The sequence below is a fragment of the Pseudomonas sp. Irchel 3H7 genome (genome assembly GCF_900187605.1).
Taxonomy (GTDB): Bacteria; Pseudomonadota; Gammaproteobacteria; order Pseudomonadales; family Pseudomonadaceae; genus Aquipseudomonas.
Genome location: NZ_FYEA01000007.1, coordinates 119,294 through 142,529, shown reverse-complemented (window position 1 = coordinate 142,529; position 23,236 = coordinate 119,294). Strand labels below are relative to the sequence as shown.

Sequence of the window (23,236 nt, the reverse complement as noted above, 5' to 3'; positions counted from 1 at the left end):
CAAATTACTCGGAAGAATCCGGGTAATTAGCCAGCGATCTGACCAACGAACGGGTTCGCAAAGGTGAAGAACAGAGCGATACCAACACCGATCATGGTTACGGCGTCGAGCAGACCGGCAACGATGAACATTTTAACTTGCAGCATTGGAACCATTTCTGGCTGACGCGCTGCGCCTTCCAGGAACTTGCCGCCCAGCAGGCCGAAACCAATTGCGGTACCCAGTGCGCCCAGGCCGATCAACAGTGCAACAGCGATAGCGGTTAGACCAACTACAGTTTCCATCTTTCCTCCCGACTTTTACGTCGTATGGTTTAGGTTTTTTAGATTAAAGCGGTAAAACAAATCGTTTCAGGTGCCCTGTGAAGAGCCCCTTCCCGTTTGACCGGGAAGGACATCAGACTAGTCGAGACTGGTCTTAATGGTTTTCTTCGTGCGCCATCGACAGGTAGACGATGGTCAGCATCATGAAGATGAACGCCTGCAGCGTGATGATCAGGATGTGGAACACAGCCCACGCCCACTGCAGAACAACGCCCAGGCCGCTCAGCCAGAGCAGACCGCTGCCGAACATCACAGCGATCAGAATGAACACCAGCTCGCCGGCATACATGTTGCCGAACAGACGCAGAGCCAGAGAGATCGGTTTGGCGATCAGAGTCACGAATTCCAGCAGGAAGTTCACCGGGATCAGCAGGGCTTGAACGAAGATGTTCTTGCTGCCGAACGGGTGCAGGGTCAGTTCGCCGATGAAGCCGCCGAAGCCCTTGACCTTGATGCTATAGAAAATGATCAGTGCGAAAACCGAGAACGCCATGCCCAGGGTCGCGTTCGGGTCGGTAGTCGACACGGCGCGGAACGGGATGTGGTGGTCGCCGGAGATCAGGATGGCCAGCTGAGGAATCCAGTCGACCGGTACCAGGTCGACGGCGTTCATCAGGAACACCCAGACGAAGATGGTCAGTGCCAGCGGTGCAATCACCGGGCTACGGCCATGGAAGCTGTCTTTCACGCTGCCATCGACGAATTCGACCAATACTTCAACGAAGTTCTGCAAAGCACCCGGCTGACCCGAAGTCGCTTTCTTTGCCGCCATGCGGAAAAGAAGTACGAAGATCAGACCCAACGCGACCGACCAGCCGAGAGTATCGACGTGGAAAGCCCAGAAGCCCATTTCTTTGGCTTCTGCTGCGGTATGGGCAAAGCCCCAGCCGCCGTTAGGTAGCTGACCGAAGGTCAGGTTCTGCAAGTGGTGCTGGATATAGCCCGAAGCGGTTGTTTCTGCCATGGTTGCCTCAAACGCCCTAAGGTCTCGAAAGTCTTGTTCTCATCAGCAGGGGAGCGAACCAGCTGACCGACTGAGTCAGCACGAACGCGCCGAATACAGCTATCGGCGCCAGTGGCTTCACACCTGCAAACACCAGTGCAAAGAGCACTGCCGTCAAAATCAGTTTGCCTGCCTCGCCGGCATAAAATGACCGGACGATGGACTGGGCTGCTCGGGCGCCGGAAAACCGAAATGCCTTGTGAGCGAAATAAACATTGGGCAGCAAGGCTATCAGGCCTCCGCAAAGTCCCGAGTATCCGGCAACGACTCCGTGCCATTGCCAGAGCGCCAAAGCGGCAATGAGCAAAATGACAAATTGAGCCATTAACACCGGAAAAACCGCCAGGCGATGGAACGGCAGGCGGTTTGGCTTGCGGGTTTCCATCACGTTTGCTCTCCAATGGTCGGCTGCCAGAATTCAATAACTTGGCATAATTTGTGCCGACAAAATGCGCGCAGAGTATAGGGGCGGTTCTGCCCCTATTCAACTGTCAGGTAGTGATTTCCGACTGCGCGCTACATGAGGAAATGTTTCAGCGGATGTGTGCGAGCACACCTTGAAGCTCATCGAGGGAGTTGTAACCGATCACCAACTGACCCTTTCCCTTCTTGCCGTGGCGAATCTGCACCGCAGAGCCTAGGCGCTCGGCCAGACGCTGTTCGAGACGAGCGATATCCGGGTCGGGTTTGGTCGCCTCCACAGGCTCCGGTTTGCCACTCAACCACTGACGAACCAGTGCCTCAGTTTGGCGCACAGTGAGACCGCGTGCGACAACATGTCGCGCCCCTTCTACCTGTTGATTGTCCGGCAGACCGAGCAATGCACGGGCGTGACCCATTTCCAGGTCGCCGTGGGACAGCATGGTCTTGATGACTTCCGGCAACGCAATAAGCCGCAACAGGTTAGCCACAGTGACGCGGGACTTACCCACAGCCTCGGCAACTTGTTGCTGAGTGAGCTGGAATTCCTGCTGCAAACGCTGCAGAGCCACCGCTTCTTCGATCGGATTGAGGTCTTCGCGCTGGATGTTCTCGATCAGCGCGATGGCGATTGCGGTTTCATCCGGCACATCGCGGACCATCGCCGGGATGGTTTCCTGGCCGGCTTGCTGACTCGCGCGCCAGCGACGTTCACCGGCGATGATCTCGAAGCGGCCACCGCCAATCGGGCGCACCACGATCGGCTGCATTACGCCTTGCGCCTTGATCGACGCTGCCAGTTCTTCCAGCGCCTGCGGATCCATGTCACGGCGCGGCTGGTATTTACCGCGCTGCAGCAGATCCAGCGGCAGATGTTGCAACTCACGGGTGTCAGCCTGCGCGGCTTGTTCTTCCAGCGCGCTGACGGTCGGACCACTCAGCAGTGCATCCAGTCCACGTCCGAGACCTCGTTTCTTGACGGCCATGGGGATTCCTTAAGTTGCCTGAGCGGCGGCGATGCGTGAATTTTTGCGCTGACGGCGAACCATCTCGCCGGCCAGGGCCAGATAAGCCAGGGCGCCACGCGATTGTTTGTCGTAGGCCAGCGCCGGCATGCCGTAGCTCGGCGCTTCGGCCAGACGGATGTTGCGCGGGATCACCGTGTCGTAGAGCTGCTCGCCGAAGTGTTCCTTGAGCTGCGCCGAAACGTCATTCATCAGGCTCAGGCGCGGGTCATACATGGTCCGCAGCAGGCCTTCGACTTTCAAGTTCGGATTCAGCAGTTCGGCGATGCGCTTGATGTTATCCACAAGGTCGCTCAGCCCTTCGAGCGCAAAGTACTCGCACTGCATGGGGATAATGACCCCATCGGCGGCGACCAATGCGTTCAGCGTAAGCATCGACAGCGACGGCGGGCAGTCGATCAAGATGTAATCGTAGTTTTCGCGGATCGGCGCCAGCGCGCTGCGCAGACGGCTTTCCTTCATCTGCATTTCCAGCAGCACCACTTCGGCCGCCGTCAAATCGCGGTTGGCCGGCAGCAGTTGATAACCGCCGTGCTCGGAATAGTGCATGGCCTGGGCCAGATCGCATTCGCCGATCAGCAGGTCGTAGACCGAGTTTTCCAGGCCGTGTTTATCCACACCGCTACCCATGGTGGCGTTGCCCTGTGGATCGAGATCGATCAACAGCACCCGGCGCTTGGTCGCGACCAGGGATGCTGCGAGGTTGATGCAGGTGGTGGTCTTGCCCACACCACCCTTCTGGTTCGCTATCGCGAATACCTTAGCCATTCTTGCTTGTGTTCCCAATCATGCCGTGCGGCGCAGTATCAGCAGATGGCGTTGGCCTTGGCAACCGGGTACGGCCAGGGCGTGTTCGCTATCGAGTTTGAAGTCTGCCGGCAATGCTACCAGCTCATCGGCCGGATGAACGCCCTTCATTGCCAGCCAGCGTGTATCGGCATCGCCGAGGTGGCGAGTCCAGTTGGTGAAGTTTTCCATGCTGCTGAACGCCCGGGAAATGATCCCGTTGAACGGCTGCGCAGGCTGGAACGCTTCGACACGACTGTGGATAACTTGCAGGTTATCCAGTTTGAGTTCGAGTTTGACCTGAGTCAGGAAGCGGGTTTTCTTGCCGTTGCTGTCCAGACAGGTCACTTGCGAGTCTGGATACAAAATCGCCAACGGGATTCCCGGCATGCCGCCGCCGCTGCCAACGTCAAGCCAGCGACCATTTTCAATGAACGACATCACGCTGAGACTATCGAGCAAGTGCCGCGAAACCATTTCGTCCGGATCGCGCACGGCGGTCAGGTTGTAGGCCTGGTTCCATTTGATCAACAGGGCCAGATAACCCAGCAGCAATTCGTGCTGGGTTTCAGTGAGATTGACACCGAGCTCGCGGGCTCCTGTGGATAACTCTTCGGCGTGTTGCGAAGTGACCTTAGAACTCAAGCGCTTTGCTCCAACTGACGGCCCGCGCCGCGTTTTTTCAAATGAATCATCAACAGCGAAATCGCTGCCGGGGTCACACCCGGGATCCGCGAAGCCTGGCCCAGCGTCTCTGGTCGAGTCGCGCCGAGCTTGCTCTGGATCTCCTTGGAGAGACCGGAAATGTTGGTGTAATCGATATCCACAGGCAATTTCGTGTCTTCACTGGCGCGCAGACGGGCGATTTCGTCCTGTTGACGATCAATGTAACCGGCGTATTTGGTCTTGATTTCAACCTGCTCGGCGACCTGTGGATCTTCCGCGCCGTTCCCGGTCACTTCGACCAGACCAGCGTAGTCGATTTCCGGACGACTCAAGAGGTTGAGCAAGTTGTATTCGTGAGTCAGCGGCGTGCCGAATTTCTCGGCAATCGCATCGCCCTGCTGCGTGTTCGGGCGAACCCAAGTGCTTTTCAGGCGCTGTTCTTCCAGCTCGATGCTTTCGCGTTTCTTGCAGAAGGCCGCCCAACGGGCGTCATCGACCAGACCGAGTTCGCGACCTTTTTCGGTCAGACGCAGGTCGGCGTTGTCTTCGCGCAGAATCAGGCGGTACTCGGCACGGGAAGTGAACATGCGGTACGGCTCTTGAGTGCCAAGGGTGATCAGGTCGTCGACCAAAACGCCGATGTACGCCTCATCGCGACGCGGGCACCAGGCTTCTTTGCCCTTGGCGCGCAGTGCGGCGTTGGCGCCAGCGAGCAAACCTTGGGCGCCGGCTTCTTCGTAACCGGTGGTGCCGTTGATTTGCCCGGCGAAGAACAGACCGCCAATGACTTTGGTTTCCAGGCTGTACTTCAGGTCGCGCGGATCGAAGTAGTCGTACTCGATCGCATAGCCCGGACGCACGATGTGTGCGTTTTCCATGCCGCGGATCGATTGCACGATCTGCAATTGCACGTCGAACGGCAAGCTTGTGGATATCCCGTTCGGGTACAGCTCATGGGTGGTCAAACCTTCCGGTTCGATAAACACCTGATGGCTTTCCTTGTCGGCAAAGCGGTGGATCTTGTCTTCGATCGACGGGCAATAACGCGGACCGATGCCTTCGATTTCACCGGCAGCCGAATACATCGGCGAACGATCGAGGTTCGCGGCAATGATTTCGTGGGTGCGGGCGTTGGTGTGCGTAATCCAGCAGCTCACTTGGCGTGGATGCTGTTCTTTGTTGCCCATGAACGACATCACCGGGATCGGCGTATCGCCGGGCTGCTCGGTCATTACCGAGAAATCCACAGACTTGCCGTCGATACGCGGCGGTGTACCGGTTTTCAGGCGACCGACCCGCAGTGGCATTTCACGCAGACGGTGAGCCAGCGCGATCGACGGTGGATCACCGGCTCGACCGCCGGAAAAATTCTGCAAACCGATGTGGATAAGTCCGCCGAGGAAGGTACCGGTGGTCAACACCACGGAATCGGCGAAGAAGCGCAGACCCATTTGCGTGACAACACCGCGGACTTGTTCCTGTTCGACGATCAGATCGTCAGCAGCTTGTTGAAATATCCACAGGTTCGGCTGGTTTTCCAGGATTTCACGGACAGCGGCTTTGTACAGAATCCGGTCAGCTTGCGCACGGGTCGCCCGTACGGCTGGGCCTTTGCGGCTGTTCAACACGCGAAACTGGATGCCGCCCAAATCGGTGGCCATGGCCATCGCGCCGCCGAGGGCATCGATTTCCTTGACCAGATGGCTTTTGCCAATGCCACCAATGGCCGGGTTGCAACTCATGGCTCCGAGGGTTTCCACGTTATGCGTCAGCAACAGGGTTTTTGCCCCCATACGTGCTGAGGCCAGTGCTGCCTCGGTACCGGCATGACCGCCGCCGATGACGATCACTTCAAAACGGGAAGGGAAATCCACCACGCACCTCGTGCCTGCTTAAGTAGGTAATTCAGGAATAGTTTGAGATCAGGTTTCTGGACCTGGTCGACAAGTATAGGGACTTCGCCCTTCCTAAAGAACCCTTTGCACAAAATTTAACCAGCTGTGGAGAACTCGAGGTTAAAAGAATAAAAAAGAGAGAAATTTATAAAACCTTTGTTTTTATGTTTATTTTTACTGAGGCACGTTTCTGTGGATAGATCGCTACAGGCCTTTATATTCAATATGTACAGAGATTCAAAACCCTGTGACCATGTGCCAATGAGGACCTTGGATAACCGGTTTAAGCCTGTGGATGAAAGGGGTATTTATCCACAGGGGCGGTTATGTCCAGTTTTCAGGCCCTGTTATCAACTGCCCTTAGTGGCAGTTATTCACAGGGCTTAATCCACAGAAAAACGATACAACGGCTTTTTCACAGCGCAAAAAAAAACGCCAGCGAGGGTTCGCTGGCGACAAAGAAGCCGATGGAGGGAAGTGCGAGGGCTATTGTGAGAGAACGTAACAGGGGCTAATAATAGGCATTATCATTAACTCATCAGTTTTTCCCCATGTCCCTACCCGCCCACACTGCTGCGATCGAGCAAATCTACGAGCAACACCATTCGTGGCTATATGGCTGGCTCAAGGGCAAATTGCATGACGCCTGCGATGCGGCCGATGTAGCGCATGACACGTTTGTGCGGATTCTCGCGGCGCGCAACGCCGCGCATATTCGTGAACCACGGGACTATCTGGCGACTGTTGCACGCGGGCTGGTGATCGATCGTTATCGCAGGAAGGCTATCGAAGCTGCGTATTTGCAGACCGTGGCAGCTCGACCGCAAGCCACCGCCATCAGCGAGGAAGACAAGGCGCTGATCATCGAAACTCTGGTCGCTGTGGATAAAGCCTTGGCGGGGCTCGGCCCCAGAAGCCAACAGATTTTCATGCTGTCGCAGATCGATGGCCGGACTTATCAACAGATCGCCCTGCAGCTAAAGGTTTCGCTGACCACGGTGAAGAAACACATGATCCGTGCCCTGACGGAATGTGCCCTGATCATGGCGCAACATTGATGGCCATCGCTCCCGATCGCCAGGTTTTCGAAGCCGCCGCCAGTTGGTATGTGCAGTTTCAGGCGGACCCGCCGACGCTCGCCGAACAGAAGGCCTGGCAGCTGTGGATAGACAGTGATCCAGCGCACCTGGCGGCATGGAACCAGATGGAACAACTGCAGCGCCACCTCGGTACGTTGCCGCCTGATTTGAAACGTCGCGCCCTGAATACCGGACAGCAACGACGCCAGGTGCTCAAGTTGTTGCTACTCGCTGCGGGGACGGGGTTCGTTGGCTGGAATGTTCAGCAACACACATCGCTGGGGAATGTCTGGTCCGACTATAAAACTGGCGTTGGCCAGCGTCGCAACCTGACATTGGCTGATGGCAGTCAGATTCAGCTCAACACTGACACTGCCATTGACGTGTCTTTTGATCCGACGCAGCGGCTGATTCGCCTGCGCTCCGGCGAGATCCTGATTCAAACCGGCAAACTTGGCGATCAACGGCCCTTTTTCGTCGACACCCGTGATGGCCGGATTCAAGCGCTGGGCACCCGGTTTTCCGTACATCAGTTATCGGAGTCTACCCGTGTCGGTGTGCTGGAAGACCGGATCAGCGTTCAGCCTGCTGATCTATCAACAGCCGCAATTATTCTGAACGCAGGCGAAGGGGCCGACTTTGATCGTCGACACATCGGGCTCACTCATCCCTTCAAATCCACGGAAGTGGCGTGGACCAATGGCCAGTTGATTGTGCTCAATGCACGCTTGGGCGACGTGATTGAAGAATTGGCCCGCTATCGCCGCGGTGTTTTGCACTGCGATAACCGCGCGCGGAATCTGCGGGTATCCGGCACATTCCGGCTCGACTCCACCGATGCAGTGCTGGCCAATCTTCAGGCTTCGCTGCCAATCGACGTGCGCTATTTCACCCGTTACTGGGTCTCGATCAGCCACAGCGCTTGATCGAAATGTCACTTGGGGAAAATAAATCGACAACAGGGTTATCTTTTTTTGCCCTGACCCGGCCCTACAGGTAATCGCGATAAACGCGGCTCTTTGCCACCTTCAGGGCTAATCCACACATGCGTCTTTCCACGTTTCGTCAGCGTTTTTCCTACCACTGCATTGCTTACAGCCTACTGATGACCAGCGCTGCGTCCTGCCTGGTGATTAGCCATAACGCGATCGCTGCAACGGTCGCCCAGCGTTATGCCATTGCCGCCGGCCCGCTGGACAATGCCTTGAGCCAGTTCGCCTCCGCTGCGAATGTAATCCTGTCGTTCTCGCCGCAACAGACCAGTCGTTTGCGCAGTGCCGGTTTGAACGGCGATTTCACCGTCGATCAGGGTTTCGCCCAACTGCTGCAAGGCTCGGGGTTGCAAGCCGTACCACAGGCGCCGGGCAGTTACATTTTGCAGGCACTGCCCAACGGCGACGCACTGGAATTGGCCCCGACCAACATCAACGGTCAGTTGGCCAACCCGATGAACCTGGATTACGCCGCCGACGTCGGTTACAAAGCGCAGAACAGCCGGATCGGTACGAAAACCAGTACGCCATTGTCGGAAACACCGCGTTCCGTGTCCGTCGTCACTGCCCAGCGCATGAAAGATCAGAAATCTCAGACACTCACTGAAGTACTCGGCTACGTTCCGGGAATCTTCGCGCCACCCTTTGCCGCCGGCGACAGTCTGGCTGGAGACCTGTTCTACATTCGCGGTTTCAACGCTACCGATTATGGCTACGGTCTTTTGCGCGATGGACTACGCGTACAGGGCAATCGTTATGACACCAGCACCGAGCCTTACGGACTTGAGCGGGTCGAGATTTTCCGCGGCCCGTCTTCTCTGTTGTATGGGGAAAACGCACCGGGCGGTCTGGTCAATCTTGTTAGCAAACGTCCGACCGCTGCACCGCAGGGCGAAGTGCAATTGGGTTATGGCTCGAACAATCGCCGGCAGATCGGCGTCGATGTCTCCGGTCCACTCAATGACAGCGGCAACGTTCTCGGGCGGGTGGTGATGCTTGGGCGCAAGTCGGACACCCAGACCGATCATGTCCCGGACGACCGGATCTACATCGCGCCATCCCTGACCCTGAATTTCGATGATTTCAACACGCTGACTCTGCTGGCCAACTACCAGAAGGATCACACCAACATGGAACTTGGCCTACCGGCGGCCGGTACTTTGCTGACAAACCCCAACGGCAAGTTATCCAAAGGCACCCTGCTCGGCGACCCGGACTGGAACACTTTCGAACGGGAAACCTGGAGCACCGGTTACGAGTTCAGCCACTCGTTCAACGACGATTGGCAGTTCCGTCAGAACTCGCGCTACATGCAGTCGCGCATTACCCGTCACGAAACCTGGCCGGGCAACCTCAACAACGCCGGGTTTGGCACACGCCTGAACATGACTGCGTACGATCGCTTCAACAAGTCGATGGTGTACTCGCTGGATAACCAGCTGGAAGGCAAGTTCCAGGTCGGCGGTCTGGAGAACACCGTGTTGTTCGGCGCCAGCTACGACCGTACCTCGTTCAATCAGGACTGGAACGCTGGCATCGTCGGGCCGATCGATGTGTATAACCCGGTGTACCTACGTGACCCGACGACACCGATTGCTGTGCAAAACACCTTGCTCGAGCAACAGATGAAAGGTGTTTATGCACAGATCCAAAGCAAGTACGACCATTGGTTGTTTCTGCTCGGTGTCCGTCAGGACTGGGTCGACAGTGATTTCCGCGACAAGGTCGCCCAGTCGAGCGACATCAGTTCCGAGGACAAGAAGTTCACCTATCAGGGCGGCGTGATGTACCAGTTCGACAACGGCATGACGCCGTATGTCAGCTATTCCACCTCGTTCGTACCGGTGCAGCAGATTTCCAATGCCGGCGCACCGCTCGACCCGATCACCAGCAGCCAATACGAAGTGGGTCTGAAATACGAACCGATCGGCTGGGATACTGCGTTTACCGCTTCGGTGTACGACCTGCGCAAAAAGGACGACACCTACTTCGACTCGACGACAGCGACCTACCGCCAGGTCGGCGAAAGCCGTTCCAAAGGTGTGGAACTGGAACTGAACAGCAATCTGACCCAGAACCTCAATGTGACAGCGGCCTACACCTACACCGATGCGCGGATTACCAAAGATGCCGCGACGTCATTGGTCAAAGGCCATCAAATGACCGGAGTGCCACGTAATCAGGCTTCGGTCTGGACGAAATACCGATTCCTCGATGGCGACTTGAAAGGCCTGTACGTCGGCGGTGGTGTGCGTTACTTCGACAGTGCCTTCGCCTACACCTCGCCTTCTCTGTACGGCAAGCTCGATGCCGGCGATGTCACGTTGGTGGATGCGGCGATCGGCTATCAGATCGATACGAATTGGAGCGTCGATCTGAACGCGAAAAACCTGTTCGACAAGGAATATGTGTCGGGATGCAACGATGCTGGTCGTTGTTATTGGGGCGAAGATCGCACCTTGCTGGGGACGGTGTCTTACAACTGGTAAAGCAAAAAAGGGGCTGTGGATAAATATTCCACAGCCCCTTTTGTTATTTGCCGATGCAGAAGCTGGAAAAGATCCTTCCCAGCAGATCATCGGAGCTGAACGCCCCGGTGATTTCACCCAGAGAATGCTGGGCCTGACGCAAATCTTCGGCGAGCAATTCGCCGGCGCCGGCCAATGTCAGTTGCGCGCGGCCGTGTTCCAACGCGGCGCTGGCGTGACGTAATGCCTCCAAATGGCGGCGACGTGCACTGAAGCTGCTTTCCGAAGTTTGCTCGTAACCCATGCAGGCTTTGAGATGGTCACGCAGCAAGTCCAGCCCTTCACCGGCCGACTTGGCACTCAGACTGATCGTCACATGCCCGTCTTCACTGGTTTCGAGGGCAATTGCTTCGCCCGTCAGATCCGCTTTGTTGCGGATCAGGGTAACTTTCGCCGGATCCGGACGGGTCTCGAGGAATTCCGGCCACAATGCAAACGGGTCCAGTGCTTCCGGAGCGGTCGCATCGACCACCAGCAACACCCGATCGGCTTCACCAATAGCCTTCAATGCCCGTTCAACACCGATCTTTTCCACATGATCATCGGTATCACGCAGCCCTGCAGTATCGACAACATGCAACGGCATGCCGTCGATGTGGATATGTTCGCGCAGGATATCCCGCGTGGTGCCGGCAATCTCCGTCACGATGGCAGCTTCGCGACCGGCCAAAGCATTCAACAGGCTGGACTTGCCGGCATTCGGACGACCGGCGATCACCACGGTCATGCCATCGCGCAACAAAGCGCCCTGCCCGGCTTCACGCAGTACTGTGGATAACTCGTTGCGCACTTTGTCGAGCATGTTCAACACATGGCCATCGGCGAGGAAGTCGATTTCCTCTTCCGGAAAGTCGATGGCGGCTTCGACGTAGATACGCAAACCGATCAACTGCTCGGTCAAGTTATGCACACGTTGGGAAAATGCACCCTGCAATGAGCGCAGGGCATTACGCGCAGCCTGTGCCGAACTGGCCTCGATCAAATCGGCAATCGCCTCGGCCTGGGCCAGGTCGAGTTTGTCATTGAGGAAAGCACGTTCACTGAATTCACCCGGACGGGCCAAACGGCAACCCAACTCCAGGCAACGCTTGAGCAACATATCCAGAACGATCGGGCCGCCGTGGCCTTGCAGTTCCAGCACGTCTTCGCCGGTGAAAGAGTTCGGTCCCGGGAAATACAGGGCCAGGCCCTCGTCCAGGACTTGCTGGTCGTCACTGAAAAACGGCCCGTAATGGGCGTAACGCGGTTTCAGCTCACGGCCGCTGATGGCTTTGGCTGCAACACTGGCCAGCGGCCCGGAAATACGGACGATGCCCACACCGCCGCGACCCTGAGCGGTGGCGACGGCGGCGATGGTTTCACGAGGTGTGCTCATAAACCGGAATCCAGACAAAAGTGGCAGATAGCAAAACGCCCCACTAGGGGGCGTTTTGAGTGGTGTTATCCACAGTGCAAGTTACGCCTCGGCTTTTTTCGTCGCCGCTTCGATCTTACGCGTGATGTACCACTGTTGTGCAATCGACAGGCAGTTGTTCACAACCCAGTACAGCACCAGACCTGCCGGGAACCACAGGAAGAAGAAGGTGAAGATGATTGGCATCATTTTCATGACCTTCGCCTGCATCGGATCCGGAGGAGTCGGGTTCAGCTGCTGCTGGATGAACATGGTTGCACCCATGATGATCGGCAGAATGAAGAACGGATCCTTGATCGACAGGTCAGTGATCCACAGCATGAACGGTGCCTGGCGCATTTCCACGCTTTCCAGCAGAACCCAGTACAGCGAAAGGAAAACCGGCATCTGCACGAGGATCGGCAAGCAGCCGCCCAGCGGATTGATCTTCTCTTTCTTGTACAGCTCCATCATGGCTTGCGACATTTTCTGCCGGTCATCGCCATGTTGCTCTTTCAGAGCAGCCAGTTTCGGCGCGACAGCACGCATGCGCGCCATCGATTTGTAGCTGGCAGCCGACAGCGGGAAGAAAATACCCTTGATCAGCATGGTCAGGAAGATGATCGACCAGCCCCAGTTACCGACGATGGCGTGGATGTGTTGCAGCAGCCAGAAGATTGGCTGGGCAATGAACCACAGAATGCCGTAGTCGACGGTCAGTTCCAGACCTGGGGACAACTCTTTCAGCACAGCCTGGCTTTTCGGACCGGCGTACAGCACAGCGCTGGTTTCAACTTTGGCACCCGGAGCAGCGGTCAGTGTCGGACCGGTGTAACCGATGATGTAGTTGCCTTTGCTGTCTTTACGGGTCTGGACGATGTTGTTTTCGCCCTTGGCCGGAATCCACGCGGTCACGAAGTAGTGTTGCAGCCAGGCTACCCAGCCACCGGTGACGGTTTCTTTCAGCTGCGCCTTGTCCATGTCCTTCATGGACACTTTCTTGTACGGCTCCGAACTTGTCCACAGGGCGGCGCCCAGGTAAGTCGCGGTGCCAGTAGCAGTAGTGGACGAAGGATCAGCGCTGTTGTCGCGTTTCAACTGAGCAAACATTGCGCCGTTCCAGGGCTGAGCGCTCTGGTTATCCACAATGTAGGAAACGGCTACGTCATACAGGCCGCGTTTCAGGGTGAAACGCTTGATGTAGTTGACGCCGTCCTTGCTGAACTTCAGGTCGACGACCAGTTGGTCCTGACCGTCAGCCAGTTGATAAGTCTTCTTCTCCGAAGAGTAGGCCGGACGACCGGCCGGATTTGCATCCGGGCCATTGGTGCCGATCAGACCGCTTTGGGCCAGATAAACACGTTCGCCACCGTTATCGAACAGTTGGAACGGCACATCAGGACGATCCTGACGACGTGGATACAGAGGCAAGGTCAGTTGAGCGACATCGCCACCTTGTGGATCGATCGCGAGATCGAGCACGTCGGTTTTGATCTGGATCAGATCCTTGCTGGCGGCTACCGGCGTTTCGGCAGGTGCGCTGGTATCGCTAGCGGCGCGCGGAATATCGTCACTGGCGGCAGCATTATTGCCAGTGGCGGTGTCCGGCAAACCGGATGTAGTCGTACTGGAAGCAACATTCTGAGTCGGCAGGGCAGCCTGACCATAGTCCTGGTTCCATTTAAGGACCATAACGTAGGCCACGATTGCCAGGGCGACGATCAGGATCGTGCGTTTGATATCCATGATTACTCGGCCATCGAAGAAGAACGGGAGGTAGGGATAGGTGGAACCGGGTCATAACCACCGGGATTCCACGGATGACAGCGACCTAAACGACGAAAGGCCAGCCAGCCACCGCGCAGAAGGCCATGATTTTCGATGGCTTCTAACGCGTAGCAGGAACAACTGGGGTAGAAACGACAGTGGTTGGCCATTAAAGGACTAATGGCATAGCGATAAAACTGGATCGGAACGAGGGCCAGTTTACGCATCTGGACTGTCTACCCCTACAGTTTCGGTTTTGACTTCTGGAACGGGCTTGCTGCGTGCAAGACGCTTCCAGAGTTTGCCGAAATGCTGAATCAATTCGGGGTTTTCTACATCGCCCAGACCTTTGCGCGCGACGATAACGATATCCCAGCCGACCAGTGAATCCTGGTGCAGACGGAATGATTCGCGCATCAAACGTTTGAGGCGATTGCGCTCAACGGAGAGCTTTACGCTCTTTTTCCCGATAACCAGCCCGAGACGGGGGTGATCAAGATCGTTGTTGCGTGCAAGGAGCAGGAGATTTTTCCCCGGAACCTTGCCGGTAGGGGAGTCAAAGACTGCCTTGAAATGCCGGGGGGTAAGCAGACGCTTTTCCCGACTGAAGTCCTGACTCACCTCCAGTACCGGATTATCAAACTGCCAGACGCGCACGACCTTTGGCGCGACGACGCGACAGGACTGCGCGGCCGTTCTTGGTAGCCATGCGAGCACGGAAACCGTGGGTACGAGCGCGTTTGATAGTGCTTGGTTGGAAAGTACGTTTCATTGTCGTGTTACCTGGTTCGTCCACAACGGGCCGGAATGGCCCCCGTTTTAAGAGACCGGGGATTCTAGAGAAAGCAAGCCTTCAGGTCAATTTCCAACCAACGTTTCCTTATAAATAGATCTCGAGGTGTTCTTTGCCCGATCACCTGCTCGCCATACATAAAAATAAAGAAGGGAATTATTTAAAGCTTTTCTGTAAAGCTTATAAAAGCTAGGCACACCGTCTTCTGTGGATAAGTGGCATTAGCCCTTGTTTGACGTGATGTACAGAGAATGACAACTACAGTGGAAAACCGTGTTCAGCCTGTGCTGCACTGTCGGATAACCTGTGTGTGGAATGGCACGTTATCCACAGGCAGGTTATCCACCGAGTTCAACCCCCAGTTGTCCAGTGCCCTTAGTGGCGGTTATCCACAGAGCTTATTCACACACCGTTGGTCGTTTTTTTAGCGGTTAACGCGTTGATAAATCATGGTCACCGGGCAACCTGCATGTGGATAAGTGGACGGCTCGCCGCTACAATGGCCGCTTGTTTTTGCCTCACCGGCTTTCAACTTAGGGGATATCCGTGTCAGTGGAACTTTGGCAGCAGTGCGTGGAGCTTTTGCGCGAGGAGCTGCCTGCCCAACAATTCAACACTTGGATCCGTCCACTACAGGTCGAAGCCGAAGGCGACGAGTTGCGCGTCTACGCACCGAACCGTTTTGTGCTGGACTGGGTCAACGAAAAGTACCTGGGTCGTGTCCTTGAGCTGCTGGATGAGCATGGCAACGGCATGGCGCCAGCGCTCTCCTTATTAATAGGCAGCAAACGCAGTTCCGCTCCGCGTGCCGCACCGAACGCGCCGCTTGCAGCCGCGCAGGTTTCCCAGCAGGCCCAGGCAAATGCCACGCCTGTGAGTACGCTGGCACCCACCCAGACGTCAGCGCCGGCAGCCAAGCGTTCGACGCAGAAAAGCCCCGAAGTCAGCGATGAACCGTCTCGCGACAGTTTCGACCCGATGTCCGGTGCCGCTTCCCAGCAAGCCCCGGTCCGCGCCGAACAACGTACCGTGCAGGTCGAAGGCGCGCTCAAGCACACCAGTTACCTGAACCGCACCTTCACCTTCGAAAACTTCGTCGAAGGTAAATCCAACCAGCTCGCCCGCGCGGCGGCCTGGCAAGTGGCGGACAACCCCAAGCACGGCTACAACCCACTGTTCCTTTATGGTGGCGTCGGCCTGGGTAAAACCCACTTGATGCACGCGGTGGGTAACCACCTGTTAAAGAAGAACCCGAATGCCAAGGTCGTGTACCTGCATTCCGAGCGTTTCGTCGCCGACATGGTTAAGGCGCTGCAACTGAACGCGATCAACGAGTTCAAGCGTTTCTACCGTTCGGTGGATGCCTTGCTGATCGACGACATTCAGTTCTTTGCTCGCAAGGAGCGTTCGCAGGAAGAGTTTTTCCACACTTTCAACGCCCTGCTTGAAGGTGGCCAGCAGGTCATTCTCACCAGTGACCGCTACCCGAAAGAAATCGAAGGCCTTGAAGAGCGCCTCAAATCCCGCTTCGGCTGGGGCCTGACGGTTGCTGTCGAGCCGCCGGAACTGGAAACGCGCGTGGCGATCTTGATGAAGAAGGCCGACCAGGCCAAAGTCGACTTGCCGCACGACGCCGCGTTCTTCATTGCCCAGCGTATTCGCTCCAACGTCCGTGAGCTGGAAGGCGCGTTGAAACGCGTGATCGCCCACTCGCACTTCATGGGCCGCGACATCACTATCGAGCTGATTCGCGAATCCCTGAAAGACCTGTTGGCGTTGCAGGACAAACTGGTCTCTGTGGATAACATTCAGCGTACCGTCGCTGAGTACTACAAGATCAAGATCTCGGACCTGCTGTCCAAGCGCCGTTCGCGCTCGGTAGCGCGTCCGCGTCAGGTAGCCATGGCGTTGTCCAAGGAGCTGACCAACCACAGCCTGCCGGAAATCGGCGATGTGTTTGGCGGCCGTGACCACACCACCGTGTTGCACGCCTGCCGCAAGATCAACGAACTTAAGGAATCCGACGCGGACATCCGCGAGGACTACAAGAACCTGCTGCGTACACTGACCACTTGATGAACACCAGCGCAGCTTATTAAGGCAAGGGACTAGACCATGCATTTCACCATTCAACGCGAAGCCCTGTTGAAACCCCTGCAACTGGTCGCAGGCGTCGTCGAGCGTCGACAGACCTTGCCGGTACTGTCCAACGTGCTGTTGGTAGTCGAAGGCCAGCAACTGTCGCTGACCGGTACCGATCTTGAGGTCGAACTGGTCGGTCGTGTGCAACTCGAGGAGCCGGCAGAAACAGGTTCCATCACCGTGCCTGCGCGCAAGCTGATGGATATCTGCAAAAGCCTGCCCAACGACGCGCTGATCGACATCAAGGTCGACGAGCAGAAGCTGGTGGTAAAAGCCGGCCGTAGCCGTTTCACCCTGTCGACCTTGCCGGCCAACGATTTCCCGACCGTTGAAGAAGGCCCGGGTTCGCTGACCTGCAGCCTCGAGCAAAGCAAACTGCGTCGCCTGATCGAACGCACCAGCTTCGCCATGGCTCAGCAGGACGTGCGTTACTACCTCAACGGCATGTTGCTGGAAGTGTCCGAGGGCATCATCCGCGCTGTGGCCACCGACGGTCACCGTTTGGCCATGTGCTCGATGAAAGCCGATATCGGCCAGCCGGATCGTCACCAGGTGATCGTGCCACGCAAAGGTATCCTCGAACTGGCGCGTCTGCTCACCGAGCCGGACGGCAATGTCAGCATCGTGCTGGGTCAGCACCACATCCGCGCGACCACCGGCGAATTCACCTTCACCTCGAAACTGGTCGACGGCAAATTCCCGGACTACGAGCGCGTGCTACCTAAGGGCGGCGACAAGCTGGTATTGGGCGATCGTCAGGCGCTGCGCGAAGCGTTCAGCCGTACCGCGATTCTGTCCAACGAGAAGTACCGTGGTATCCGTCTGCAACTGGCCAGCGGTCAGTTAAAGATCCAGGCCAACAACCCGGAGCAGGAAGAAGCGGAAGAAGAAGTGGGCGTTGAATACAACGGCGGCTCCCTGGAAATCGGCTTCAACGTGAGCTACTTGCTCGACGTGCTGGGCGTGATGACCACCGAGCAGGTTCGCCTGATCCTGTCCGACTCCAACAGCAGTGCGCTGGTGCAAGAGTCGGACAACGACGATTCGGCTTACGTTGTCATGCCGATGCGTCTGTAATCAGCTGACTCTGGATGTCCTTAAGTCGTGTTTCGGTCACCGCGGTGCGCAATCTGCACCCGGTGACCTTCTCCCCCTCCCCCCGCATCAACATTCTTTACGGCGCCAACGGCAGCGGCAAAACCAGTGTTCTGGAAGCCATTCATCTGCTGGGGCTTGCCCGTTCGTTTCGTAGCACGCGGCTTTTGCCGGTCATCCAGTACGAGCAGCTCGCCTGTACCGTGTTCGGTCAGGTCGAACTGGCCGAGGGTGGGCATAGCGCTTTGGGTATCTCGCGCGACCGTCAGGGCGAATTCCAGATACGCATCGACGGCCAGAACGCCCGCAGCGCAGCGCAACTGGCAGAGATCCTGCCGCTGCAGTTGATCAACCCCGACAGCTTCCGTCTGCTTGAAGGCGCGCCGAAGATTCGCCGGCAGTTTCTCGATTGGGGTGTGTTCCACGTCGAGCCGCGGTTCATGGCCACCTGGCAGCGTTTGCAGAAGGCCTTGCGCCAGAGAAACTCCTGGCTGCGGCATGGTACACTTGACGCCGTTTCGCAAGCGGTTTGGGACAGGGAACTGTGCCAGGCCAGCGCTGAAATCGATGAATACCGCCGCGCTTACATCAAAGCCTTGAAACCAGTCTTTGAACAAACCTTGAGCGAACTGGTTGAGCTCGAAGGTTTGACGCTCAGCTATTACCGAGGCTGGGACAAAGACCGGGAATTGAGTGCCGTACTGGCCGGATCCCTGCAACGGGATCAGCAAATGGGTCATACCCAGGCCGGACCGCAACGGGCTGATTTGCGTCTTAGATTGGGTGCACACAACGCCGCGGACATTTTGTCCCGGGGTCAGCAGAAGTTGGTGGTCTGTGCACTGCGGATTGCCCAAGGGCATCTGGTCAGCCAGGCCCGCCGCGGTCAGTGTATTTATCTGGTGGATGACTTGCCGTCCGAGCTGGACGAGAGCCACCGTCGCGCGCTGTGCCGCTTGCTGGAAGACTTACGCTGCCAGGTGTTCATCACCTGTGTAGATCACGAATTATTGAGGGAAGGCTGGCAGACGGAAACGCCAGTCGCTCTGTTCCACGTGGAACAGGGCCGTATCACCCAGACCCACGACCATCGGGAGTGAAGGCATTGAGCGAAGAAAATACGTACGACTCAACGAGCATTAAAGTGCTGAAAGGCCTGGATGCCGTACGCAAACGTCCCGGTATGTACATTGGTGACACCGACGATGGCAGCGGTCTGCACCACATGGTGTTCGAGGTGGTCGACAACTCGATCGACGAAGCCCTCGCCGGCCACTGCGACGACATCAGCATCATCATCCACCCGGATGAGTCCATCACCGTTAAAGACAACGGCCGTGGCATCCCGGTAGACGTGCACAAAGAGGAAGGCGTTTCCGCGGCCGAGGTCATCATGACCGTCCTCCACGCTGGCGGTAAGTTCGACGACAACTCCTACAAGGTATCCGGCGGTCTGCACGGTGTAGGTGTGTCGGTAGTGAACGCACTGTCCGAAGAGCTGGTTCTGACTGTTCGCCGCAGCGGCAAGATCTGGGAACAGACCTACGTCCACGGCGTACCTCAGGCACCGATGGCCATCGTTGGCGACAGCGAAACCACCGGTACCCAGATCCACTTCAAGGCTTCCAGCGAAACCTTCAAGAACATTCACTTCAGCTGGGACATCCTGGCCAAGCGCATTCGTGAACTGTCCTTCCTCAACTCCGGTGTCGGCATCGTCCTCAAGGATGAGCGCAGCGGCAAGGAAGAGCTGTTCAAGTACGAAGGCGGCCTGCGTGCGTTCGTTGAATACCTGAACACCAACAAGACTGCGGTCAACCAGGTGTTCCACTTCAACATCCAGCGTGAAGACGGCATCGGCGTGGAAATCGCTCTGCAGTGGAACGACAGCTTCAACGAGAACCTGTTGTGCTTCACCAACAACATTCCGCAGCGCGACGGCGGTACCCACCTGGTGGGCTTCCGTTCGGCACTGACGCGTAACCTGAACAACTACATCGAGCAGGAAGGTCTGGCGAAGAAGCACAAAGTCGCCACCACCGGTGACGATGCCCGTGAAGGCCTGACTGCGATCATCTCGGTGAAAGTGCCGGATCCGAAGTTCAGCTCGCAGACCAAAGACAAGCTGGTCTCTTCCGAAGTGAAGACCGCGGTCGAACAGGAAATGGGCAAGTACTTCTCCGACTTCCTCCTGGAAAACCCGAACGAAGCGAAACTGGTCGTCGGCAAGATGATCGACGCCGCTCGTGCCCGTGAAGCCGCGCGCAAGGCCCGTGAGATGACCCGCCGCAAAGGCGCGCTGGACATCGCCGGTCTGCCAGGCAAGCTCGCTGACTGCCAGGAAAAAGACCCGGCGCTGTCCGAACTGTACCTGGTGGAAGGTGACTCCGCGGGCGGCTCTGCCAAGCAGGGACGTAACCGCAAGACTCAGGCGATCCTGCCGTTGAAGGGTAAGATCCTCAACGTCGAGAAAGCGCGTTTCGACAAGATGATCTCTTCCCAGGAAGTGGGCACCTTGATCACCGCACTGGGCTGCGGTATCGGTCGCGACGAATACAACATCGACAAGCTGCGTTATCACAACATCATCATCATGACCGATGCTGACGTCGACGGTTCGCACATCCGTACCCTGCTGCTGACCTTCTTCTTCCGTCAGTTGCCGGAGCTGATCGAGCGCGGCTACATCTACATCGCCCAGCCGCCGCTGTACAAGGTCAAGAAAGGCAAGCAAGAGCAATACATCAAAGACGACGACGCCATGGAAGAGTACATGACGCAGTCGGCCCTGGAAGATGCGAGCCTGCACCTGAACGAAGAAGCCCCGGGCATTTCCGGTGAAGCGCTCGAGCGTCTGGTTAACGACTTCCGCATGGTGATGAAGACTCTCAAGCGTCTGTCGCGCCTGTACCCGCAGGAGCTGACCGAGCACTTCATCTACCTGCCGGCCGTAAGCCTGGAAAAGCTCGGCGACCACGCAGCGATGCAAGAGTGGCTGGCCCAATACGAAGCGCGTCTGCGCACCGTGGAAAAATCCGGTCTGGTCTACAAGGCCAGCCTGCGTGAAGATCGTGAACGTGGCGTGTGGCTGCCAGAGGTCGAACTGATCTCCCACGGCCTGTCGAACTACGTCACCTTCAACCGCGACTTCTTCGGCAGCAACGACTACAAAACCGTCGTCACCCTCGGCGCTCAACTGAGCACCCTGCTCGACGAAGGCGCTTATATCCAGCGTGGCGAACGCAAGAAAGCGGTCACCGAGTTCAAGGAAGCCTTGGACTGGCTGATGGCTGAAAGCACCAAGCGCCACACCATTCAGCGATACAAAGGTCTGGGGGAAATGAACCCGGATCAGCTGTGGGAAACCACCATGGACCCAAGCGTGCGCCGCATGCTGAAAGTCACCATCGAAGACGCCATTGGCGCAGACCAGATCTTCAACACCCTGATGGGTGATGCGGTCGAACCTCGCCGTGACTTCATCGAGAGTAACGCGCTGGCGGTGTCCAACCTGGACTTCTGATCCGCGCAAGCAATTCGGTGTGTGTTGCCGAAACAAAAAAGGCCCGCATCAGCGGGCCTTTTTTATGGGTGTTCTTAGTAATAAACCGCTGGTCCCTGAATTCATTAGAGCGGGCCGAGGCAATGTTCAACTCAGAACAATCGCGGACTCACTCGATTTCAAATCAAACGCTTCGCGCGAAGGTCCAATTTCCCAAAGCAACTGCAAGCGCTGGTGGGCTTCGTACAATGTCGGAATATGACCTTCATCCACCCACCACATCACAACCCGTGGTTTGCTGATAGGCAGGAACCACTCCGCACCTCTCAAACGAAAGTCGTTGTGCGGTGTTTTATACAAGAAATCTTTCAAGGCCGCCGGGCTCTTCCACAGCGAAAGTGTATAAAGATACCCTTCTCCCCATAGTTCATCGAGAAGCTGTTGATTGTCCTGAACTTCCCGCCATATAAAGCCTGGATGCGCGTCGGCTAGACCATTTACGTAGGCGGTAGAAGAATAAAAACCGTCCATGCGCGGATCAGATTTTAAATGTTTTGGTTTGACCAGATCAAACTGCGCGAGAATAGCCATTGACTGTTAATCCTTTAATAAGACTAGAGGCTGTTAAAAATTTGTGTAGTTACTAGTGAAGTTATGAGCGGATTTGCAGGCGAGCGCCAACATCCAGGTTACTTTGCAGTAATCAGACGGCTATTAATTATCGAGAAGTCAGTACGCGCTTTATTAAAGTTACATGCCGTGAGCTATGATTTTTTTAAACGGCGAGGAGGCATGAATATGTCATCTCATCTGTAAGCTGTGAATGCTTGAATCTGCCCTGCCACCATTGAGCTTGCCAAGTGACAGGGAGATTCGCTTGCAATCAGGCCTGACCGTTCAACATCAAATTGAGGTTCTGTACTGCGGCGCCTGATGCGCCCTTGCCGAGGTTGTCGTACACCGCGGCAAGCAATACCTGGCCTGACTTCTCATCCGAGAAGACATAGATGTCCAGGCGATTGGTGTCATTCAGGTATTCAGGGTCCAGTTGCGTAACGGTCTTGACCTGATCCAGCGGAACAACCTTGATGAACTCGGATTTGGCGTAATGGTTGCTGAGGCAGGCGTGGATCTGTTGCACCGAGGCGCCAGCGGGCAACAAGCGCAAATGCAGCGGCACGTACAAGACGATGCCTTGGCGGTACTTGCCATAGCCAGGCGTGAAGATCGGCCGATGATCCAGCAATGCCTCGGACATCATCTCCGGGACGTGCTTATGGTTAAGGCTCAAGCCATAACCGCGGTATGGAGCGTCCGTGTGTTGCGGATGATCCGGGATTTCATAGGCGTCGATCAGTGATTTGCCCGAACCGGAATACCCGGAAATGGCATGCACATTCACCGGGTAGTCCTTGGGTACCACACCGGCTTCCGTCAGCGGACGCAACAGCGCGATGGCGCCTGTCGGGTAGCAGCCAGGATTGGATACACGCTTGGCTGTCGTGATGATGTCAGCCTGACCTGCAGTCAGTTCCGGCAGACCATACACCCAACCTGGTGTGGTGCGATGGGCAGAGCTGGGATCAAGTACACGTACCTTTGGATTCTCGATGAACGACACCGCCTCAACAGCGGCATCGTCCGGCAGGCAGAGAATCGCGACATCACAGGTGTTAAGTGCTTCAGCCCTTTTTACCGGGTCCTTGCGATCGGCATAGGGCAACTGCAAAAGCTCAATATCCGTGCGACCGTTCAGACGCGAATGTATCTGAAGTCCAGTCGTACCGGCTTCCCCGTCGATAAAAATAAGTGGCTTCATGTTCACGA

At 56.5% G+C, this 23,236-nt stretch carries 21 protein-coding genes; 7 read left to right on the top strand and 14 right to left on the bottom strand.

Going from position 1 to position 23,236, the window contains the following annotated elements:
* Positions 1-26 precede the first annotated feature (26 nt).
* From atpE to mnmG, 7 genes are all read right to left on the bottom strand, one after another.
* On the bottom strand, positions 27-284 hold the full coding sequence (gene atpE / locus CKW38_RS15005; protein ID WP_003097235.1) for a F0F1 ATP synthase subunit C: 258 nt from the start codon (positions 282-284) through the stop codon (positions 27-29).
* Between the two features lie 133 nt (positions 285-417).
* Positions 418-1,287, bottom strand: coding sequence for a F0F1 ATP synthase subunit A (gene atpB / locus CKW38_RS15000; protein WP_007911917.1), 870 nt, complete (start codon positions 1,285-1,287; stop codon positions 418-420).
* 16 nt (positions 1,288-1,303) lie between these two features.
* Positions 1,304-1,711, bottom strand: coding sequence for a F0F1 ATP synthase subunit I (locus tag CKW38_RS14995; protein WP_003229783.1), 408 nt, complete (start codon positions 1,709-1,711; stop codon positions 1,304-1,306).
* Positions 1,712-1,859: 148 nt separating this feature from the next.
* Positions 1,860-2,732, bottom strand: a complete 873-nt coding sequence (locus tag CKW38_RS14990) for a ParB/RepB/Spo0J family partition protein (protein ID WP_034152184.1) — start codon at positions 2,730-2,732, stop codon at positions 1,860-1,862.
* Between the two features lie 9 nt (positions 2,733-2,741).
* On the bottom strand, positions 2,742-3,539 hold the full coding sequence (locus CKW38_RS14985) for a ParA family protein (protein WP_007911909.1): 798 nt from the start codon (positions 3,537-3,539) through the stop codon (positions 2,742-2,744).
* Between the two features lie 18 nt (positions 3,540-3,557).
* Positions 3,558-4,202 (bottom strand): 16S rRNA (guanine(527)-N(7))-methyltransferase RsmG, encoded by a 645-nt coding sequence (gene rsmG / locus CKW38_RS14980; protein ID WP_007911906.1) that lies wholly within the window; start codon positions 4,200-4,202, stop codon positions 3,558-3,560.
* Entirely contained in the window at positions 4,199-6,097 is a 1,899-nt protein-coding gene (gene mnmG / locus CKW38_RS14975) for a tRNA uridine-5-carboxymethylaminomethyl(34) synthesis enzyme MnmG (RefSeq protein ID WP_007911904.1), read from the bottom strand. Before mnmG ends, rsmG begins: the two co-directional genes overlap by 4 nt.
* Before the next feature lie 572 nt (positions 6,098-6,669).
* Here mnmG and CKW38_RS14970 point away from each other — a divergent pair.
* From CKW38_RS14970 to CKW38_RS14960, 3 genes are all read left to right on the top strand, one after another.
* Positions 6,670-7,176, top strand: a complete 507-nt coding sequence (locus CKW38_RS14970) for a sigma-70 family RNA polymerase sigma factor (RefSeq protein WP_095113137.1) — start codon at positions 6,670-6,672, stop codon at positions 7,174-7,176.
* On the top strand, positions 7,176-8,123 hold the full coding sequence (locus tag CKW38_RS14965) for a FecR domain-containing protein (RefSeq protein WP_095113136.1): 948 nt from the start codon (positions 7,176-7,178) through the stop codon (positions 8,121-8,123). Before CKW38_RS14970 ends, CKW38_RS14965 begins: the two co-directional genes overlap by 1 nt.
* A 119-nt stretch (positions 8,124-8,242) precedes the next feature.
* The gene (locus CKW38_RS14960) at positions 8,243-10,678 is read left to right on the top strand and encodes a TonB-dependent siderophore receptor (protein WP_095113135.1); all 2,436 of its coding nucleotides are present in this window, start codon (positions 8,243-8,245) and stop codon (positions 10,676-10,678) included.
* Positions 10,679-10,721: 43 nt separating this feature from the next.
* Here CKW38_RS14960 and mnmE read toward each other — a convergent pair whose 3' ends face one another.
* The 5 genes from mnmE to rpmH all read right to left on the bottom strand — a co-directional run bounded on the left by mnmE (position 10,722) and on the right by rpmH (position 14,649).
* Complete coding sequence (gene mnmE / locus CKW38_RS14955; RefSeq protein WP_007911892.1) at positions 10,722-12,092, bottom strand: tRNA uridine-5-carboxymethylaminomethyl(34) synthesis GTPase MnmE; 1,371 nt, start codon at positions 12,090-12,092, stop codon at positions 10,722-10,724.
* 81 nt (positions 12,093-12,173) lie between these two features.
* The gene (gene yidC, locus CKW38_RS14950) at positions 12,174-13,856 is read right to left on the bottom strand and encodes a membrane protein insertase YidC (protein ID WP_095113134.1); all 1,683 of its coding nucleotides are present in this window, start codon (positions 13,854-13,856) and stop codon (positions 12,174-12,176) included.
* Between the two features lie 2 nt (positions 13,857-13,858).
* Positions 13,859-14,104 carry a membrane protein insertion efficiency factor YidD gene (yidD, locus tag CKW38_RS14945; protein WP_077430980.1) on the bottom strand — a complete coding sequence of 82 codons (246 nt, stop codon included), beginning with the start codon at positions 14,102-14,104 and terminating at the stop codon, positions 13,859-13,861.
* Complete coding sequence (gene rnpA / locus CKW38_RS14940) at positions 14,097-14,498, bottom strand: ribonuclease P protein component (RefSeq protein WP_042704971.1); 402 nt, start codon at positions 14,496-14,498, stop codon at positions 14,097-14,099. The genes yidD and rnpA overlap by 8 nt, the downstream gene beginning before the upstream one ends.
* 16 nt (positions 14,499-14,514) lie before the next feature.
* Positions 14,515-14,649 carry a 50S ribosomal protein L34 gene (gene rpmH / locus CKW38_RS14935; protein ID WP_003213577.1) on the bottom strand — a complete coding sequence of 45 codons (135 nt, stop codon included), beginning with the start codon at positions 14,647-14,649 and terminating at the stop codon, positions 14,515-14,517.
* Between the two features lie 567 nt (positions 14,650-15,216).
* Between rpmH and dnaA the strand changes: the two genes are divergently transcribed.
* From dnaA to gyrB, 4 genes are read left to right on the top strand one after another with little or no spacing between them, the layout of a single operon-like run.
* Positions 15,217-16,746 carry a chromosomal replication initiator protein DnaA gene (dnaA, locus tag CKW38_RS14930; protein WP_095113133.1) on the top strand — a complete coding sequence of 510 codons (1,530 nt, stop codon included), beginning with the start codon at positions 15,217-15,219 and terminating at the stop codon, positions 16,744-16,746.
* A gap of 39 nt (positions 16,747-16,785) precedes the next feature.
* Positions 16,786-17,889: a DNA polymerase III subunit beta gene (dnaN, locus tag CKW38_RS14925; protein ID WP_007911887.1), complete on the top strand. Its 1,104-nt coding sequence runs from the start codon at positions 16,786-16,788 to the stop codon at positions 17,887-17,889.
* Between the two features lie 14 nt (positions 17,890-17,903).
* Positions 17,904-19,007: a DNA replication/repair protein RecF gene (gene recF, locus CKW38_RS14920; RefSeq protein ID WP_007911886.1), complete on the top strand. Its 1,104-nt coding sequence runs from the start codon at positions 17,904-17,906 to the stop codon at positions 19,005-19,007.
* Between the two features lie 5 nt (positions 19,008-19,012).
* Positions 19,013-21,430 (top strand): DNA topoisomerase (ATP-hydrolyzing) subunit B, encoded by a 2,418-nt coding sequence (gene gyrB / locus CKW38_RS14915; protein ID WP_007911885.1) that lies wholly within the window; start codon positions 19,013-19,015, stop codon positions 21,428-21,430.
* A 126-nt stretch (positions 21,431-21,556) separates the two neighbouring features.
* Here gyrB and CKW38_RS14910 read toward each other — a convergent pair whose 3' ends face one another.
* On the bottom strand, positions 21,557-22,000 hold the full coding sequence (locus tag CKW38_RS14910; protein WP_095113132.1) for a DUF3291 domain-containing protein: 444 nt from the start codon (positions 21,998-22,000) through the stop codon (positions 21,557-21,559).
* 292 nt (positions 22,001-22,292) lie between these two features.
* A complete protein-coding gene (gene argC / locus CKW38_RS14905) occupies positions 22,293-23,228 on the bottom strand; it encodes an N-acetyl-gamma-glutamyl-phosphate reductase (protein WP_007949983.1) in 936 nt (311 codons plus the stop codon).
* Between the last annotated feature and the right edge of the window lie 8 nt (positions 23,229-23,236).

Bases quoted from the DNA above. Each gene is read 5' to 3' on its own strand.
- atpE (WP_003097235.1), bottom strand. From the start codon at position 284: ATGGAAACTGTAGTTGGTCTAACCGCTATCGCTGTTGCACTGTTGATC.
- atpB (WP_007911917.1), bottom strand. From the start codon at position 1,287: ATGGCAGAAACAACCGCTTCGGGCTATATCCAGCACCACTTGCAGAAC.
- CKW38_RS14995 (WP_003229783.1), bottom strand. From the start codon at position 1,711: ATGGAAACCCGCAAGCCAAACCGCCTGCCGTTCCATCGCCTGGCGGTT.
- CKW38_RS14990 (WP_034152184.1), bottom strand. From the start codon at position 2,732: ATGGCCGTCAAGAAACGAGGTCTCGGACGTGGACTGGATGCACTGCTG.
- CKW38_RS14985 (WP_007911909.1), bottom strand. From the start codon at position 3,539: ATGGCTAAGGTATTCGCGATAGCGAACCAGAAGGGTGGTGTGGGCAAG.
- CKW38_RS14970 (WP_095113137.1), top strand. From the start codon at position 6,670: ATGTCCCTACCCGCCCACACTGCTGCGATCGAGCAAATCTACGAGCAA.
- CKW38_RS14965 (WP_095113136.1), top strand. From the start codon at position 7,176: ATGGCCATCGCTCCCGATCGCCAGGTTTTCGAAGCCGCCGCCAGTTGG.
- CKW38_RS14960 (WP_095113135.1), top strand. From the start codon at position 8,243: ATGCGTCTTTCCACGTTTCGTCAGCGTTTTTCCTACCACTGCATTGCT.
- mnmE (WP_007911892.1), bottom strand. From the start codon at position 12,092: ATGAGCACACCTCGTGAAACCATCGCCGCCGTCGCCACCGCTCAGGGT.
- yidC (WP_095113134.1), bottom strand. From the start codon at position 13,856: ATGGATATCAAACGCACGATCCTGATCGTCGCCCTGGCAATCGTGGCC.
- yidD (WP_077430980.1), bottom strand. From the start codon at position 14,104: ATGCGTAAACTGGCCCTCGTTCCGATCCAGTTTTATCGCTATGCCATT.
- rpmH (WP_003213577.1), bottom strand. From the start codon at position 14,649: ATGAAACGTACTTTCCAACCAAGCACTATCAAACGCGCTCGTACCCAC.
- dnaN (WP_007911887.1), top strand. From the start codon at position 16,786: ATGCATTTCACCATTCAACGCGAAGCCCTGTTGAAACCCCTGCAACTG.
- recF (WP_007911886.1), top strand. From the start codon at position 17,904: ATGTCCTTAAGTCGTGTTTCGGTCACCGCGGTGCGCAATCTGCACCCG.
- CKW38_RS14910 (WP_095113132.1), bottom strand. From the start codon at position 22,000: ATGGCTATTCTCGCGCAGTTTGATCTGGTCAAACCAAAACATTTAAAA.
- argC (WP_007949983.1), bottom strand. From the start codon at position 23,228: ATGAAGCCACTTATTTTTATCGACGGGGAAGCCGGTACGACTGGACTT.